At 65.6% G+C, this 14852-nt stretch carries 17 protein-coding genes and 1 pseudogene; 10 read left to right on the top strand and 8 right to left on the bottom strand.

Annotation, left to right across the window (positions count from 1 at the left end):
- Positions 1-23: 23 nt before the first annotated feature.
- The 4 genes and pseudogenes from FW760_RS06630 to FW760_RS06645 all read right to left on the bottom strand — a co-directional run.
- Positions 24-791, bottom strand: coding sequence for a uroporphyrinogen-III synthase (locus FW760_RS06630; protein WP_058541739.1), 768 nt, complete (start codon positions 789-791; stop codon positions 24-26).
- Positions 788-1729, bottom strand: coding sequence for a hydroxymethylbilane synthase (gene hemC / locus FW760_RS06635; protein WP_043863370.1), 942 nt, complete (start codon positions 1727-1729; stop codon positions 788-790). The genes FW760_RS06630 and hemC overlap by 4 nt, the downstream gene beginning before the upstream one ends.
- A gap of 117 nt (positions 1730-1846) precedes the next feature.
- On the bottom strand, positions 1847-2593 hold the full coding sequence (locus FW760_RS06640) for a LytR/AlgR family response regulator transcription factor (protein ID WP_043863369.1): 747 nt from the start codon (positions 2591-2593) through the stop codon (positions 1847-1849).
- Positions 2590-2697, bottom strand: a pseudogene (locus FW760_RS06645) (sensor histidine kinase); the annotation flags it as partial. The gene FW760_RS06640 and the pseudogene FW760_RS06645, both read right to left, overlap by 4 nt.
- 218 nt (positions 2698-2915) lie before the next feature.
- Here FW760_RS06645 and argH point away from each other — a divergent pair.
- Complete coding sequence (gene argH, locus FW760_RS06650) at positions 2916-4310, top strand: argininosuccinate lyase (protein WP_043863368.1); 1395 nt, start codon at positions 2916-2918, stop codon at positions 4308-4310.
- A 42-nt stretch (positions 4311-4352) separates the two neighbouring features.
- Here the strand turns inward: argH and FW760_RS06655 are convergent, their stop codons facing one another.
- A complete protein-coding gene (locus tag FW760_RS06655; RefSeq protein WP_043863367.1) occupies positions 4353-5015 on the bottom strand; it encodes a glutathione S-transferase family protein in 663 nt (220 codons plus the stop codon).
- A 145-nt stretch (positions 5016-5160) separates the two neighbouring features.
- On the opposite strand from FW760_RS06655, the gene FW760_RS06660 reads away from it, so the two are divergent.
- From FW760_RS06660 to FW760_RS06670, 3 genes are all read left to right on the top strand, one after another.
- On the top strand, positions 5161-5445 hold the full coding sequence (locus FW760_RS06660; RefSeq protein ID WP_043863366.1) for a hypothetical protein: 285 nt from the start codon (positions 5161-5163) through the stop codon (positions 5443-5445).
- A gap of 88 nt (positions 5446-5533) precedes the next feature.
- Positions 5534-5782, top strand: a complete 249-nt coding sequence (locus tag FW760_RS06665; protein ID WP_043863365.1) for a TIGR02647 family protein — start codon at positions 5534-5536, stop codon at positions 5780-5782.
- A 197-nt stretch (positions 5783-5979) separates the two neighbouring features.
- Positions 5980-8829: a class I adenylate cyclase gene (locus FW760_RS06670; protein ID WP_116052411.1), complete on the top strand. Its 2850-nt coding sequence runs from the start codon at positions 5980-5982 to the stop codon at positions 8827-8829.
- Here FW760_RS06670 and rnk read toward each other — a convergent pair whose 3' ends face one another.
- From rnk to cyaY, 3 genes are all read right to left on the bottom strand, one after another.
- Positions 8830-9249 carry a nucleoside diphosphate kinase regulator gene (gene rnk / locus FW760_RS06675; RefSeq protein ID WP_043863363.1) on the bottom strand — a complete coding sequence of 140 codons (420 nt, stop codon included), beginning with the start codon at positions 9247-9249 and terminating at the stop codon, positions 8830-8832.
- Positions 9250-9402: 153 nt separating this feature from the next.
- Positions 9403-9618: a DUF1289 domain-containing protein gene (locus FW760_RS06680; RefSeq protein WP_043863362.1), complete on the bottom strand. Its 216-nt coding sequence runs from the start codon at positions 9616-9618 to the stop codon at positions 9403-9405.
- A 1-nt stretch (position 9619) separates the two neighbouring features.
- Positions 9620-9952: an iron donor protein CyaY gene (gene cyaY / locus FW760_RS06685; RefSeq protein WP_043863361.1), complete on the bottom strand. Its 333-nt coding sequence runs from the start codon at positions 9950-9952 to the stop codon at positions 9620-9622.
- 195 nt (positions 9953-10147) lie between these two features.
- Between cyaY and lptM the strand changes: the two genes are divergently transcribed.
- From lptM to FW760_RS06715, 6 genes are read left to right on the top strand one after another with little or no spacing between them, the layout of a single operon-like run.
- Positions 10148-10282 (top strand): LPS translocon maturation chaperone LptM, encoded by a 135-nt coding sequence (gene lptM, locus FW760_RS06690; protein ID WP_043863360.1) that lies wholly within the window; start codon positions 10148-10150, stop codon positions 10280-10282.
- Positions 10283-10295: 13 nt separating this feature from the next.
- Positions 10296-11543 carry a diaminopimelate decarboxylase gene (gene lysA / locus FW760_RS06695; protein WP_043863359.1) on the top strand — a complete coding sequence of 416 codons (1248 nt, stop codon included), beginning with the start codon at positions 10296-10298 and terminating at the stop codon, positions 11541-11543.
- A 4-nt stretch (positions 11544-11547) separates the two neighbouring features.
- A complete protein-coding gene (gene dapF, locus FW760_RS06700) occupies positions 11548-12378 on the top strand; it encodes a diaminopimelate epimerase (protein WP_058541735.1) in 831 nt (276 codons plus the stop codon).
- Positions 12379-12391: 13 nt separating this feature from the next.
- Positions 12392-13129, top strand: coding sequence for a DUF484 family protein (locus FW760_RS06705; protein WP_043863357.1), 738 nt, complete (start codon positions 12392-12394; stop codon positions 13127-13129).
- Positions 13129-14028 (top strand): tyrosine recombinase XerC, encoded by a 900-nt coding sequence (xerC, locus tag FW760_RS06710; RefSeq protein WP_446443709.1) that lies wholly within the window; start codon positions 13129-13131, stop codon positions 14026-14028. The genes FW760_RS06705 and xerC overlap by 1 nt, the downstream gene beginning before the upstream one ends.
- Positions 14025-14720 carry an HAD family hydrolase gene (locus FW760_RS06715; protein WP_043863355.1) on the top strand — a complete coding sequence of 232 codons (696 nt, stop codon included), beginning with the start codon at positions 14025-14027 and terminating at the stop codon, positions 14718-14720. Before xerC ends, FW760_RS06715 begins: the two co-directional genes overlap by 4 nt.
- Positions 14721-14852: the final 132 nt, after the last annotated feature.

Below are 14852 nucleotides of genomic sequence, written 5' to 3' on the forward strand. Positions count from 1 at the left end.
ACCTCGCCAGACAGCTTAGCGCCTTAGGAGGCGGGCGCAGGGGTTTCCTGCAACGCCGCCAGCAAAGCCGTGGCACTGGCACCACGGCAATCCACTACATTCTGTGCGCCAGCGGCGCGGGCCTGCTCGGCAACACGCGGGCTCGGCACGAACAGCGGCCACGCGGCCAGTCGCGACCAGTCGCTGCCAGCCAGCTGGCGCAGGTGTTCAAGACCCTGCCCACTGCTGACCACCACGCCGTTCAGGCGTTCCGCATCGATGCGTCGCATCAGTGTGCCGACCGGGTACTCGGGCAGGCAGCGGCGGTACAGGGGCAGATAATCGACACTAGCACCCTGCGCGGTCAATCGCTCGGCCAACAGCTCGCGACCGTCTTCGCCACGCATGATCAGAAAGCGCGGCTGGGGCTGTGCGAAAACTTCCTGCAGCCGGGTCAGTTGCAGCAGGGCTTCGCTGTCATCCCCCAGTGGCGGGAAGTGCACTTCGCAGCCATGGGCCTGCAGGATCGCGGCGGTAGCCGCCCCCACCGTGAACCACGGCAGGGCCGGCGTGCGGGGCCAGTACTGGTCGAGCAGGGCCAGGCCGAGCCGGGCTGCCGGCTTGCTGACCACGATGACCGCAGCATAGTCGGCCAGGCCGAGCACGGTGCTGCGCTGCGCATCGGTCACCGGCAGCGCTTCGATCTCGAGCAGCGGCAGGCTGCTGCCGAACACCCCGGCCTGGGCCAGGGTCGCGGCCAGTGCCGCGCAGTCGTCGGCCGGCCGGGTCAGCAGCAGGCGCCAGCCGTTCACGGGTGGCCGGCCTCGCCATACACCGCCTTGAGAATGTCTTCGGCGCCCTGGTTCAGCAGGTCTTCGGCGACGCGTACACCCAGTGCATCCGCGTCTGCGCGCGGTGCACGTGCCTCGGCGCTGAGCAACAGGCCACCGGCCGGCTCGCCCACCAGGCCGCGCAACCACAGCTGCTCGCCCTCGAGCACGGCGTAACAGGCGATCGGTACCTGGCAGCCGCCGTTGAGGTGCTTGTTCATGGCCCGTTCGGCCACCACGCGGTCAGCCGTATCGGCGTGGTGCAGCGGCGCGAGCAAGGCATGGATTTCGGCGTCGGTGGTGCGGCACTCGATGCCTACCGCGCCCTGGCCACCGGCTGGCAGGCTGTCGTCGACGCTGATGCTGGCGGTGATGCGGTCTTCGAAACCGAGGCGGATCAAACCGGCAGCCGCCAGGATGATCGCGTCGTACTCGCCGGCATCGAGCTTGGCCAGGCGGGTGTTGACGTTGCCGCGCAGGAAGCGGATCTCGAGGTCGGGGCGGCGGGTCAGCAACTGCGCCTGGCGACGCAGGCTGGAGGTGCCGACAATGGCGCCTGCCGGCAGTGCATCGAGGCTGGCATAGGTGTTGGAGACAAAGGCATCGCGCGGGTCTTCGCGTTCGCAGATGCAGAACAGGCCCAGGCCTTCGGGGAAGTCCATCGGCACGTCTTTCATCGAGTGCACGGCGATGTCGGCTTCCTGCTCCAGCAGCGCGGTTTCCAGCTCCTTGACGAACAGGCCCTTGCCGCCGATCTTCGACAGTGGCGAGTCGAGCAGCTTGTCGCCGCGGCTGACCATTGGCACCAGGGTCACCACCAGGCCGGGGTGTGCCTGTTCGAGGCGGGCTTTTACATAGTCGGCCTGCCACAGGGCAAGGGCACTTTTGCGCGTGGCAATGCGGATTTCACGAGTGGACATGGATCGATCCGTACGAGATAGATGCGCGGGATGATAACAGCTCAATCCGGGCTGCTAGCAGATCTATGTCAGTGGAGGGGTCGACCGTCCCTGGTCAAGCAGTGCTCCCGCCCCGCCCTAAAGCTGCTGCATCATCTTGCGTACGCCGGCCACATGGCGGCGGCTGACAATCAGGGCATCGCCATTGAGGCCCTTGAGAAAAAGCTGGAAATGCCCCAGCGGTGTGCGCTGCAGGCGTTCGATACGGTCGCGGGCCACCAGCGCGTTGCGGTGGATACGCACGAAGCGCTCGCCGAACTCGTCTTCCAGAGCCTTGAGCGGTTCGTCCAGCAGCACCTCGCCGCCCTCATGACGCAAGGTCACGTACTTGTGATCGGCGATGAAGTAGATCACCTGGTCGATGGGAATCAGCTCGATGCCCTTGCGGGTCCTGGCGCTGATGTGGCTGCGCGGCCCGTTGCCGCTTTCGGCGCCGGGGCGGGTCAGCGCCGCCAGCTGCACGCGGTTCGGCCGCTCGGCCTTGCGCAGCGCGTCGCGCAGGGCATCGGCCTGAACCGGCTTGAGCAGATGGCCCAGGGTGCTGTCCTTGAACGCCTGCACGGTGAATTCGTCATCCCCCGTACAGAACACCACGGCCGGTGGCGCTTCGCGCTCGCACAACCGGGCCGCCACCTGCAGCCCGTCCATGCCGGGCATGCGGATGTCGAGCAGGACCACCTCGGGCTTGAGGCTGTCGATCAATGCCAGGGCCTCTTCGCCATTGGTGGCGCTGGGCTCCAGCACGGTATAGCCCTCCAGCTCGCCGAGCATTCGGCTCAGGCGTTCCCGGGCTTGGGGTTCGTCATCAACGATCAGGACATTCATATAGCGCTGGATTCCTGCGTGAGTCTCGCACAAGGATAGCGTAGACAGGTGAAGTGACGACCGTCACGGCGATCCACGCTCAGACTCGCACGAGGGCTAAAGATTCACTGGGAGGGCGAAACCTGCCAATCCTCTGTCCAACTGTAGACGGTTGCAGGCACGCTGCCGTTCAATCGATAAATATCCTTTTGCATCGCCCCTGTCGTGGCCCCCGGCTGCGACACAAACCCGCAGTTGCGCCGACCGCCGAGCCCCGTGAGCCCCGGCAACCCTGCTATCATCTGCGCCACTTTTTCCGTTCACGCCTTACACGAGTGAATCCATGAGCACCGACAAGACCAACCAGTCCTGGGGCGGCCGTTTCAGCGAGCCGGTCGACGCCTTCGTCGCCCGCTTCACCGCCTCCGTCACCTTCGACCAGCGCCTGTACCGCCACGACATCATGGGTTCGATCGCCCACGCCACCATGCTGGCCAAGGTCGGCGTGCTCACCGATGCCGAGCGCGACAGCATCATCGACGGCCTGACCACCATCCAGGGCGAAATCGAGGCCGGCAACTTCGACTGGCGCATCGATCTCGAAGACGTGCACATGAACATCGAGGCACGCCTGACCGACCGCATCGGCATCACCGGCAAGAAGCTGCACACCGGGCGCAGCCGCAACGACCAGGTGGCCACCGACATCCGCCTGTGGCTGCGCGACGAGATCGACCTGATCCTGGCCGAGATCACCCGCCTGCAAAAAGGCCTGCTGGAGCAGGCCGAGCGCGAAGCCGACACCATCATGCCGGGCTTCACCCACCTGCAGACCGCCCAGCCGGTGACCTTCGGGCATCATCTGCTGGCCTGGTTCGAAATGCTCAGCCGCGACTACGAGCGCCTGGTGGACTGCCGCAAGCGCACCAACCGCATGCCGTTGGGCAGCGCCGCACTGGCCGGTACCACCTACCCGATCGACCGTGAACTGACCTGCTCGCTGCTGGGCTTCGAAGCGGTGGGCGGCAACTCGCTGGACGGCGTGTCCGACCGTGACTTCGCCATCGAATTCTGCGCGGCGGCCAGCATCGCGATGATGCACCTGTCGCGCTTTTCCGAAGAGCTGGTGCTGTGGACCAGCGCGCAGTTCCAGTTCATCGACCTGCCGGACCGCTTCTGCACCGGCAGCTCGATCATGCCGCAGAAAAAGAACCCCGACGTCCCCGAGCTGGTACGCGGCAAGACCGGCCGCGTGTTCGGCGCCCTGACCGGCCTGCTGACCCTGATGAAGGGCCAGCCGCTGGCCTACAACAAGGACAACCAGGAAGACAAGGAACCGCTGTTCGATGCCGCCGATACCCTGCGCGATTCGCTGCGGGCATTTGCCGACATGATCCCGGCGATCAAGCCAAAGCACGCGATCATGCGCGAAGCCGCGCTGCGCGGGTTCTCCACCGCCACCGACCTGGCTGACTACCTGGTACGCCGCGGCCTGCCGTTCCGTGATTGCCACGAGATCGTCGGCCACGCGGTGAAGTACGGCGTGGACACCGGCAAGGACCTGGCCGAGATGAGCCTGGATGAACTGCGCCAGTTCAGCGACCAGATCGAGCAGGACGTGTTTGCCGTGCTGACCCTGGAAGGCTCGGTGAACGCGCGCAACCACATCGGCGGCACCGCACCGGCCCAGGTACGTGCAGCCGTGGCCCGCGGCCAGGCACTGCTGGCCAGCCGCTGAGGCATTCGCCAGGCCCGCCTGGCGGGCCTGGCTGCGCTGAAGTCAGCGCTTGCCGGTACGCACCATCTCGAGGAAGGCCGGCATCTGGGCTTCCTTGTCTGCGGCGTTTCTCTGCACGTTGGGGTTCTGCTTGAAGTGTTCGAGCAGGGCCTTGGCCTGCGGGAAGTCCGCCAGCACATCCATATCGAACACCTTCTTGCCCACCGCATACGCCAGGTCGACGCTGTAGCAGAACAGGATGTCCGCCAGGGTCATCTGCTCGCCCGCCACATAGGGAGCGAAGGCACCGTTGCGCTTGAGAGCGGCAAGACCCGCCAGCAGCTCGGCCTTGGCCTTTTGCTTGATGGCCGGGTCCACCTGGGCACCGAAGAACGCCTCGGGGTAGCAGGCTCGGGCCGGCAGCTCGATGTACAGCTCGATCTCCTTGGCCAGTTCGCGCACCTTGGCCTGGGCGAACACGCCCTCGGGCAGCAGCGCCTTGCCGGGCTGGGTCTGCTCGATATAGTCAAGGATCAGGTTGGTCTCACTGAGAAAGCCGTGCTCGGTCTCCAGCACCGGCACCTTGCCGCAGGGGCTGATCTTCAGTGATGCGGGGCCGGGGCCGCCGAAAAACAGCACCTCTTCGAAGGGCACGCCCTTTTCCAGCAGCGCCAGTTTGACCATGTTGTAGTAGTTGCTGACTGCAAAACCGTGAAGCTTGAGCATGAAACATGCCTCCAGGCCGAAAGGGGTTGGCCTGGCCTTTATAGACGCTACCGCAGGCACTGACCAGCATCATGCAGTTGCTCGATAGCCAGGCATTGGCGTGCACTGCATGGCAAACTGGATGCCCATTCCGAGGAGAGCGCCCATGAGCGAGCCCACCGATATCGACAATGACGAAGAAGCGTTCGCCGAATCGACCCTGATCCAGGCCATCGAGAACCAGATCGAGAACGACAACCCGCCAGCGGCCAAGGCCACGTTCAACAAACTGACGCTGGTGGGCTACGAGCGCGAGGACATCCTCAACCTGATGGCCCACGTGCTGGCCTGCGAGATCGACGCCATGCTCGAGGACGACCGGGCGTTCGATACGCAGTGGTACGAAACCGCCCTGCGTGCGCTGCCTGAGTTGCCACCCGAAAAGGACTGAAGCAATTACCGGCTGGCGTGGCTACACTGCAACTTCATGTACCCCTGCAAGGGTGCTGCCCTCCACTTCAGGAAAGTCCGGAGTATCTATGTCGTTTACCCCCGAGCTGATTGCCGAACTGGAAATACTCGCGCTGTTCAACCTGGACAGCACGCAGGAAGGACTGAAAGTCCATGCCACCGCAGCACCCCAGGCGATTGCCGCCGCCAAGCGCCTGTTCTCCAAGGAACTGATCACCCAGGAAGACGGCGGCTACCTGACCCCGCTGGGCCGCGATGCGGCGCAGAACGTACAGCAGTTGCTGATCATCCTGAACACGGTCGCCGAGCCGGCTTGAGAGCTTCGCTGAAGCCTTCGCCGGCAAGGCCGGCTCCTGCAGATCGATACAGGAGCCGGCCTTGCCGGCGAAGGCCACACCCGGTCAATACGTCAGGCGCTGACAAAATGGCGCCAGAAACCAAATAGATTTCAGCCCCTCGCCCCGTAGCGGCTAAACTCGCCATTGCTCCCGTGATGGCCAGTTAGAGCCCTGCAATGAACCACCCCCACGAAATTCGACCCGACCTCGACGAAGGCATCGATCGCAAGGTGCTCAGCCAGTTGCGCAAGCGCTTCCTGGCCATCAACCAGGGTCGACTGGCACGCGCCATGGAAGGGTTGTCGAGCCGCCAGCAGCAGGTGCTCAACCTGCTGGCGCTGTTCTTCCACGTCAATCACCCGCTGCTGCCCGGCTACGTATCGGGCACCACTCCGGCGGGCATCTCGTGCTACGAGCCCGACGACGAGGCGCTGGCCGAGGCCCAGCGCCTGACCCGCTCGTTCACCTACCGCAAGCGCCACGGCCAGCCACCGCGCCCGCTGCTGGGGCTGTACCTGATGGGCAGCCTGGGCACCCTGGCCCAGGCCGATGAAAGCGACATGGACGTGTGGCTGTGCCACGCCCCCGGGCTCAGCGAGGCCGAGCTGAGCGAGCTGCGCAGAAAGTGCGTGTTGCTGGAGGTCTGGGCCGCGTCCCAGGGCGCCGAACTGCACCTGTTCCTGATCGAGCCGGAGCGCTTCGTCACCGGCGAGCGCAATACCGCACTGAGTTCCGACGACTGCGGCACCACCCAGCACTACCTGCTGCTGGACGAGTTCTACCGCACCGCGCTGTGGCTGGCCGGGCGCACGCCGCTGTGGTGGCTGGTGCCGGTCTACGAGGAAGGCAGCTACGCGCATTACACCCAGACGCTGCTGTCCAAGCGCTTCATCCGCGCCGACGAGAACCTGGACCTCGGCCACCTGGCCCACATCCCGCCCGGCGAGTTCGTGGGCGCCGGGTTGTGGCAGCTGTTCAAGGGCATCGAGTCACCCTACAAGTCGCTGCTCAAGCTGCTGCTGACCGAGGTGTATGCCAGCGAACATCCGCACGTGCAGTGCCTGAGCCTGCAGTTCAAGCAGGCGGTGTTCGCCAACCGCCTCGACCTCGACGAGCTGGACCCGTACATGATGGTGTACCGGCGTATCGAGCAGTACCTGCAGCACCGCGGCGAGGCCCAGCGCCTGGAACTGGTGCGACGCAGCCTGTACCTGAAGGTGAACAAGAAGATCAGCCTGCTGGCGCGCCAGCGCAGCGGCGGCTGGCAGCGCGACCTGCTCGAGCGCCTGACCCGCGAGTGGGGCTGGGACGAGCGCCAGCTGATGCTGCTGGACAGCCGCAGCCAGTGGAAGGTGCGCCAGGTGGAAGCCGAACGGCGCATCCTGGTGGCCGAACTCAACCACAGCTACCGTTTTCTCGGCCAGTTCGCACGCAACCCGCAAGCTGCCACGCGCCTCGACCAGCGCGACCTCAACGTGCTGGGCCGACGCCTCTACGCCGCCTTCGAGCGGCGCGCCGGCAAGGTCGAGTTCATCAACCCGGGCATCGCCCCGGACCTGGCCGAAGACACCCTGACCCTGGTCCAGGCACCCAATCGCCAGGAGCCTGGACAAACCCACTGGAGCCTGTACAGCGGCAACCTGAACGCCCATGAGTGGGAGCAGTTCGTGCCGTTCAAGCGCTGCCGCGAATTGCTCGAACTGCTGGCCTGGGCGCACCGCAACGGGGTGATCGACAGCACCACGCGCCTGGCGCTCAACCCCGGCAGTAGCGACCTGAGCGAGTACGAGCTGTTCAACCTGCTGGGCAGCCTGCAGCAGAGCGTGGCCCTGCCGTTCAAGGAAGTCAGCGAGGCGCGCCTGCTGCAACCGAGCGTGGCGGACGAGATCCTGCTGCTGGTCAACGTCGGCATCGACCCGCTGCAGCATCACCGCGACCTCAACATCCTGATGACCACCGAGCGCACCGACTCGCTGAGCTACGCCGGGGTGCGCGAGAACCTGGTGCTGACTCTGGACCAGGTGACCCTCAACAGCTGGAACGAAGTGCTGGTGCAGCGGTATGACGGCGAGCACGCCCTGATGCGCAACCTGCGTGACTACCTCAACAGCCTGGGCAGCAAGGGCCACCTGCCTACGCTGAACGTGCGCTGCTTCTGCCACAACCGCGCCCAGGCCATCGCCCAGCGGGTCGAAGAGGTGTTCGCCACCGCTCAGGCGCTGCTTGCCGAAGGCCTGGGGCATCGCTACCTGATACAGGTGCAGCAGCACACCCATGTACTGGAATTGCACCACGGGGCGGTCAACCTGGTCAGCCTGGACAGTCAGGATGCACTGTTGGCATACCTGGGCGAGGAACGTGCCGAGTACACCCCGCTGCACCTGGACGCCAACGTGCTGGAAGACCACGACCTGTCGCTGGTGCTGCCCCAGGGCCAGCCGCAGTGCCTGCAGGTGTTCTACCGGGTGCAGGAGAACTGGGCCGACGTCTACGTGCTGGATGAATTCAATGCGCTGTGGCAGCAACGCCTGCCCTACCACGACGACAGCAGCCTGTTGCTGCCGCTGCAGCGCTTTCTGCAATCGGTGGTGTTCCGGCACAACGCACGGCTGCCGCTGGAAGAGCTGCCGGCACAGGGCGCGCTGGACATCCTCTACTATCAGCTGTCGCCCCCCGGTATCGGCCGGGCACGCCAGCTGGAGCCGCGCCAGGCACCGCCCACCACGCTGGGCAGCACCGCCTACGAAGTGCAGGCGATCATCCAGGCAGGCGTCGAAGACGCCCTGCAGGTGACGTTGTACTGCAACCAGAAGGAGTTTTCGGAGCTCGAGTATGGCGACCAGCTGTATGCGGTGGTCGCCCGCGAGATCGTCGGCCAGCGCCGTGACGCCCAGCGCTACCGCTGCTACATCACCGACCTGGACCTGTCCGACCTGCTTGCCGAAGGCCAGGGCTCGAGCATCCTGTATCTGCGCTACAAGCAGGAACTGGAGCGGGTGCTGAACCAGGCGCTGGAAGCGGCCTGATCAGAGGTCGAAGTCGCCTGCGGCTTCGGGCTGGTACTCGACTTCGAGCAGCTTGAGCTTGAGGGTCTTGCCGCCGGGCACCGGCCAGTCGATCTGCTCGCCCACCGACAGGCCGAGCAATGCGCTGCCCATCGGCGCCAGGATCGAGACCGTGCCTTCGGCGCCGGCGTCCTTCGGGTACACCAGGGTCAGGTGGTAGTCCTTGCCGCTGACTTCATCGCGGCAATGCACGCGCGAGTTCATGGTCACGACACCGGCCGGAACCTCCTCGTGGCTCACTACCTGCTCGGCGCGGTCCAGCTCGTCCTGCAGGGCGAGCACACCCGGCGAGTCCTGCGTCTTTTCATCGAGGCCATCGATCAGACGCTCGAGACGCTGTACGTCCAATCGGGTGAGGATAAGGGAAGGCTTGGTGCTCATGATCCAGTCAGACTCCTTGTTCATGGGTAAAAGTGCTGGGCGTTATAAAGCAAAACCCCGCCCAAGGGCGGGGTTTGCATGTTTTTCGGCCAGGCCGATCAACCTCGACACTACCACAGCACAATAAATACACAAGAGGCTCGCCGTCGCAGCCTAGCCGGCCGCCTGGCGTCGTACCTGTGCCTGGGCGCAGATCTCGCGGCGGCGCTGGTCGTCGGCGCTGCGCCACTGGCGAATGTCCTCGACATGGCGAAAGCAGCCCAGGCACACCTTGGCCTCGTCCAGCCGGCAGAGGCTGATGCAGGGCGACGGCACCGCCGGGCTGACATTGCTGTACAGCGGCTTGGCCGGTTTGGCAGCAGTGCTCATCTCAGATCTCGTCGAAGTCGAGCTTTTCGCCGACCCGCTCCCAGACGATGCGCTCGAGCATCTCGCCGAGCAGTTCCTCGGTCTTCTCACAGGTCCATTTGCCGCTGGCTTCGTCATAGTCGAAATGGAAACCACCCGACTTGTCGGCCAGCCACAGCTGGCGCAGCGGCTCCTGGCGGCTGAAGATCAACTGGCTGCCGTTGTCGAACTTGATGGTCAGAACGCCCGCCGAGTTCTCCATGTCCAGGTCCAGGTCGGTTTCATCGAACAGGTCTTCCAGGGCCTGTTGGGTCGCGTCGACCAGGTCGTGAAAACGCGCTTCGCTCAAACTCATTGCAAGAACCTCGAAAATGTCTGCACACACGCAAGCCGGGCAAGATACGAGCGCCGCGCCACGAATGCAAAGGTTAACGCCCGCAGCCGACACCCTGCACGGGCGCCTGTCCGACGGCGCAGCGGCTACATAGGCAAGGCGCCGGGCGCTCGGTATACTCGGGCGCAATACTGCTTAAATTCAAAGGATTTCGCCATGAAGCGCCTGATTTCCTCCCTCGCGGCGCTAGTCGCGATTGCCTGCCTCGTCTCCGCTTGCGGTCAGAAAGGCCCACTGTACCTGCCTGAAGACGGCAAAGACGGCAAAAAGTCGCAATCGCACCAGCACTGATTAAGGGATCCCCATGGACGCTTTCAACTACCGCGACGGCGAGCTGTTCGCGGAAGGCGTGGCGCTGTCGGCGATTGCCGAACGCTTCGGCACGCCTACCTACGTGTACTCGCGGGCGCATATCGAAGCCCAGTACCGTAGCTACGCCGATGCATTGCAGGGTGTTTCGCACCTGGTGTGCTTCGCCGTAAAAGCCAACTCCAACCTCGGCGTGCTGAACGTGCTAGCACGACTGGGCGCAGGCTTCGACATCGTCTCGGGCGGTGAACTGGAGCGTGTGCTGGCCGCCGGCGGGCGCGCCGACCGTGTGGTGTTCTCCGGCGTGGGCAAGACCCGCGACGACATGCGCCGCGCCCTCGAAGTGGGCGTGCACTGCTTCAACGTCGAGTCCACCGACGAGCTGGAGCGCCTGCAGGTGGTTGCCGCCGAAATGGGCGTACGCGCGCCGATCTCGCTGCGGGTCAACCCGGATGTCGATGCCGGCACCCACCCGTACATTTCCACCGGCCTCAAAGAGAACAAGTTCGGTATCGCCATTGCCGATGCCGAAGAAGTCTACGTGCGCGCCGCGCAGCTGCCGAACCTGGAAATCGTCGGCGTCGACTGCCACATCGGTTCGCAGCTGACGACGCTGGAGCCCTTCCTCGATGCCCTCGACCGCCTGCTGGCGCTGATCGACCGCCTCGGCGAGTGCGGCATCTACCTGCGCCACCTGGACCTGGGCGGCGGCGTGGGCGTGCGCTATCGCGACGAAGAGCCGCCACTGGCCGGCGACTACATCAAGGCCATCCGCGAGCGCGTGGGCGACCGCGACCTGGCGCTGGTATTCGAACCGGGCCGCTACATCGTGGCCAATGCCGGCGTGCTGCTGACCCGCGTCGAGTACCTCAAGCACACCGAGCACAAGGACTTCGCCATCGTCGACGCGGCGATGAACGACCTGATCCGCCCGGCGCTGTACCAGGCCTGGATGGACGTGACCGCCGTGCAGCCACGTGATGGCGAGCCGCGCAGCTATGACGTGGTCGGCCCGATCTGCGAGACCGGCGACTTCCTGGCCAAGGACCGTGCGCTGAACCTGGCTGAAGGCGACCTGCTGGCCGTGCATTCGGCCGGTGCCTACGGTTTCGTCATGAGTTCGAACTACAACACCCGTGGTCGCTGCGCCGAAGTACTGGTGGATGCCGATCAGGCCTTCGAAGTGCGCCGTCGCGAAACCGTGGCCGAGCTGTTTGCCGGCGAAAGCCTGCTGCCGGAGTGACCCCATGCTGCTGCGTTTTACCAAGATGCACGGCCTGGGCAACGACTTCATGGTCCTCGACCTGGTCAGCCAGCACGCGCACATCCTGCCCAAGCACGCCAAGCAATGGGGTGACCGGCACACCGGCATCGGTTTCGACCAACTGCTGATCGTCGAGGCGCCGAGCAATCCGGACGTGGACTTTCGCTACCGGATCTTCAACGCCGACGGGTCCGAGGTCGAGCAGTGCGGCAACGGTGCGCGCTGCTTCGCGCGCTTCGTGCTGGACAAGCGCCTGACGGCGAAAAAGCGCATCCGCGTCGAGACCAAGAGCGGCATCATCGAACTCGATGTGCGCGGCGACGGGCAGATCAGCGTCGACATGGGCCCACCGCGCCTGGTGCCGTCCGAGATCCCCTTCGACGCCCCCGCCCAGGCCCTGAGCTACCCGCTGGAAGTGGCCGGTCGCACGGTCAACCTGGCCGCCGTGTCGATGGGCAACCCCCATGCGGTGCTGCGCGTCGACGACATCAACAGCGCCCCGGTGCACGACCTCGGCCCGCAGATCGAGAACCACCCGCGCTTCCCGCAGCGGGTCAACGTCGGCTTCCTCCAGGTCATCGACCGCCACCGCGCCCAGTTGCGCGTGTGGGAGCGCGGCGCCGGGGAAACCCAGGCCTGCGGCACCGGTGCCTGCGCCGCGGCGGTGGCTGCCATCAGCCAGGGCTGGATGGATTCGCCGCTGCTGATCGACCTGCCTGGAGGTCGCCTGTCCATCGAGTGGGGCGGCCCGGGACGGCCTGTAGTGATGACAGGCCCTGCCGTACGCGTGTATGAAGGACAGGTTCGCCTATGAGTGAGTACCAGCCATGACCGACCAGCCCCACACGCCCACCGCAGAGCCCGACGCCTCCGACGCCCAGGGCTCGACGCCCAGCGTCGGGGCCCAGGACGTGGTGGCTTACCTGCGTGCCAACCCGGCGTTCTTCGCCGAGCATGACGACTTGCTGCTGGAGTTGCAGGTCCCTCACCAGCGCGGCGACAGCGTGTCGCTGGTGGAGCGCCAGCTCAAGCTGCTGCGCGACCGCAACATCGAGATGCGCCACCGCCTCTCGCACCTGATGGACGTGGCCCGCGACAACGACCGGCTGTTCGAGAAGACCCGCCGGTTGATCCTCGACCTGCTCGACGCCGATAGCCTCGAGGCCGTGGTGATGGCCGTCGAGGACAGCCTGCGCCAGGAGTTCAAGGTGCCGTTCGTGAGCCTGATACTGTTCGGCGATACCGTGGCGCCCGTGGGCCGCTGGGTCAACCCGACCGAAGCGCAACAGGCCATCGGCGGCCTGCTGTGCGCGGGCAAGACGGTCAGCGGCACCCTGCGCGACCACGAGCTGGACTTCCTGTTCGGCGAGGCCCAGCGCCCCGAAGTCGGCTCCAGTGCCGTCGCCGCGCTCGACTATCAGGGCCTGCATGGCGTGCTCGCCATCGCCAGCCACGACCCGCAGCACTACAAAAGCAGCGTCGGCACCCTGTTCCTGAGCTACATCGCCGAAGTGCTCGGCCGCGTGCTACCGCGCTTTACCCAGACCCTGCGCCCGGTACGCTGATGGAGCGCCAGCTGGACGCGTTCATCGCGCACCTGCGCAACGAGCGCCAGGTGTCGGAGCATACCCAGCTGGCCTACCGGCGTGACCTGGCCAACGTGCTGGCCTACTGCGAGAAAAACGGCATCGCCAGCTGGAGCGCCCTGCAGATCCAGCACCTGCGCCAGTTCGTGGCGCGCCAGCACCATGCCGGGCAGTCGTCGCGCAGCCTGGCGCGCATGCTTTCGGCGGTGCGCGGCCTGTACCGCTACCTGAACCGCGAAGGCCTGTGCGACCACGACCCGGCCAACGGCCTGGCCGCGCCCAAGGGCGAGCGCCGGCTGCCCAAGACCCTCGATACCGACCGCGCGCTGCAATTGCTCGAAGGCGCGGTGGACGACGACTTTCTCGCCCGCCGCGACAAGGCCATGCTCGAGCTGTTCTACTCCTCGGGCCTGCGCCTGTCGGAGCTGACCAGCCTCGATCTCGATCAGCTCGACCTGCCAGCCGGCCTGGTGCAGGTGCATGGCAAGGGCAGCAAGACCCGCGTGCTGCCGGTAGGCCGCAAAGCCCGAGAGGCATTGGAAAAGTGGCTGGCGCTGCGCGGCATCAGCGCCCCGCAGGACAACGCGGTGTTCGTCAGCCAGCAAGGCCGGCGCCTGGGCCCGCGGGCGATCCAGCTGCGGGTCCAGGCGGCGGGCAGCCGCGAGCTGGGGCAGAACCTGCACCCGCACATGCTGCGCCACTCCTTCGCCAGCCACCTGCTCGAATCGTCCCAGGACCTGCGTGCGGTGCAGGAAATGCTCGGGCATGCCGACATCGCCACCACGCAGATCTACACTCACCTGGACTTCCAGCACCTGGCGAGCGTCTATGACAGCGCCCACCCAAGGGCCAAACGCAGCAAGGACAGTGACTCATGAGCATTCAGCTGATCACCTTCGACCTGGACGACACCCTGTGGGACACCGCCCCGGTCATTGTCAGTGCCGAGGCCGTGCTGCGCGACTGGCTGGCGGCGAATGCACCCGACCTGGGCGCGGTGCCGGTGGAGCACCTGTATGCCATTCGCGAGCGCCTGGTGCAGGCCGAGCCGGGCCTGCGGCATCGCATCAGCGCCTTGCGGCGCAAGGTGCTGTTCCATGCCATGAGCGACGTCGGCTACAGCGAAGCCAGGGCCCACGCCCTGGCCAACGAGGGCTTTGAAGTGTTCCTGCATGCGCGCCACCAAGTGGATATCTTCCCCGAGGTGCAGCCAGTGCTGGAGGTGCTGCGCCATCGCTACACCCTGGGCGTGGTCACCAATGGCAATGCCGACGTGAGGCGCCTGGGGCTGGCCGACTATTTCAGGTTCGCCCTGTGCGCCGAGGACTTGGGCATCGGCAAGCCCGACCCGCAACCGTTTCTCGAAGCATTGCGCCAGGGCCAGGCCGAGGCCGGCAATGCCGTGCATATCGGCGACCACCCGGGCGACGACATCGCCGGGGCCCAGCAGGCCGGCCTGCGCGCGATATGGTTCAACCCGCAGGGCAAGGCGTGGACGGCCGAGGGGCAGCCGGATGCCGAGATCCAGCGCCTGTCGCAGTTGCCTGAGCTGTTGCTCAGTTGGCGTTAGCCCCGCTGGCCCCATCGCGGGTCAAGCCCGCTCCCACAAGGGTTGCGGTGATCGTTGTAGGAGCGGGCCTGCCCCACCATAGCGTCAGCAGCGGCAACCGATAACGCCACCCACAAAAAAGCCCGCAGCGAC

Source organism: Pseudomonas sp. 1176_21 (assembly GCF_052850635.1).

Excerpts from the sequence above, each read along its gene's own strand:
- hemC (WP_043863370.1), bottom strand. The coding sequence starts at position 1,729 with ATGTCCACTCGTGAAATCCGCATTGCCACGCGCAAAAGTGCCCTTGCC.
- FW760_RS06640 (WP_043863369.1), bottom strand. The coding sequence starts at position 2,593 with ATGAATGTCCTGATCGTTGATGACGAACCCCAAGCCCGGGAACGCCTG.
- argH (WP_043863368.1), top strand. The coding sequence starts at position 2,916 with ATGAGCACCGACAAGACCAACCAGTCCTGGGGCGGCCGTTTCAGCGAG.
- FW760_RS06655 (WP_043863367.1), bottom strand. The coding sequence starts at position 5,015 with ATGCTCAAGCTTCACGGTTTTGCAGTCAGCAACTACTACAACATGGTC.
- FW760_RS06660 (WP_043863366.1), top strand. The coding sequence starts at position 5,161 with ATGAGCGAGCCCACCGATATCGACAATGACGAAGAAGCGTTCGCCGAA.
- FW760_RS06665 (WP_043863365.1), top strand. The coding sequence starts at position 5,534 with ATGTCGTTTACCCCCGAGCTGATTGCCGAACTGGAAATACTCGCGCTG.
- FW760_RS06670 (WP_116052411.1), top strand. The coding sequence starts at position 5,980 with ATGAACCACCCCCACGAAATTCGACCCGACCTCGACGAAGGCATCGAT.
- rnk (WP_043863363.1), bottom strand. The coding sequence starts at position 9,249 with ATGAGCACCAAGCCTTCCCTTATCCTCACCCGATTGGACGTACAGCGT.
- FW760_RS06680 (WP_043863362.1), bottom strand. The coding sequence starts at position 9,618 with ATGAGCACTGCTGCCAAACCGGCCAAGCCGCTGTACAGCAATGTCAGC.
- cyaY (WP_043863361.1), bottom strand. The coding sequence starts at position 9,952 with ATGAGTTTGAGCGAAGCGCGTTTTCACGACCTGGTCGACGCGACCCAA.
- lptM (WP_043863360.1), top strand. The coding sequence starts at position 10,148 with ATGAAGCGCCTGATTTCCTCCCTCGCGGCGCTAGTCGCGATTGCCTGC.
- lysA (WP_043863359.1), top strand. The coding sequence starts at position 10,296 with ATGGACGCTTTCAACTACCGCGACGGCGAGCTGTTCGCGGAAGGCGTG.
- dapF (WP_058541735.1), top strand. The coding sequence starts at position 11,548 with ATGCTGCTGCGTTTTACCAAGATGCACGGCCTGGGCAACGACTTCATG.
- FW760_RS06705 (WP_043863357.1), top strand. The coding sequence starts at position 12,392 with ATGACCGACCAGCCCCACACGCCCACCGCAGAGCCCGACGCCTCCGAC.
- xerC (WP_446443709.1), top strand. The coding sequence starts at position 13,129 with ATGGAGCGCCAGCTGGACGCGTTCATCGCGCACCTGCGCAACGAGCGC.
- FW760_RS06715 (WP_043863355.1), top strand. The coding sequence starts at position 14,025 with ATGAGCATTCAGCTGATCACCTTCGACCTGGACGACACCCTGTGGGAC.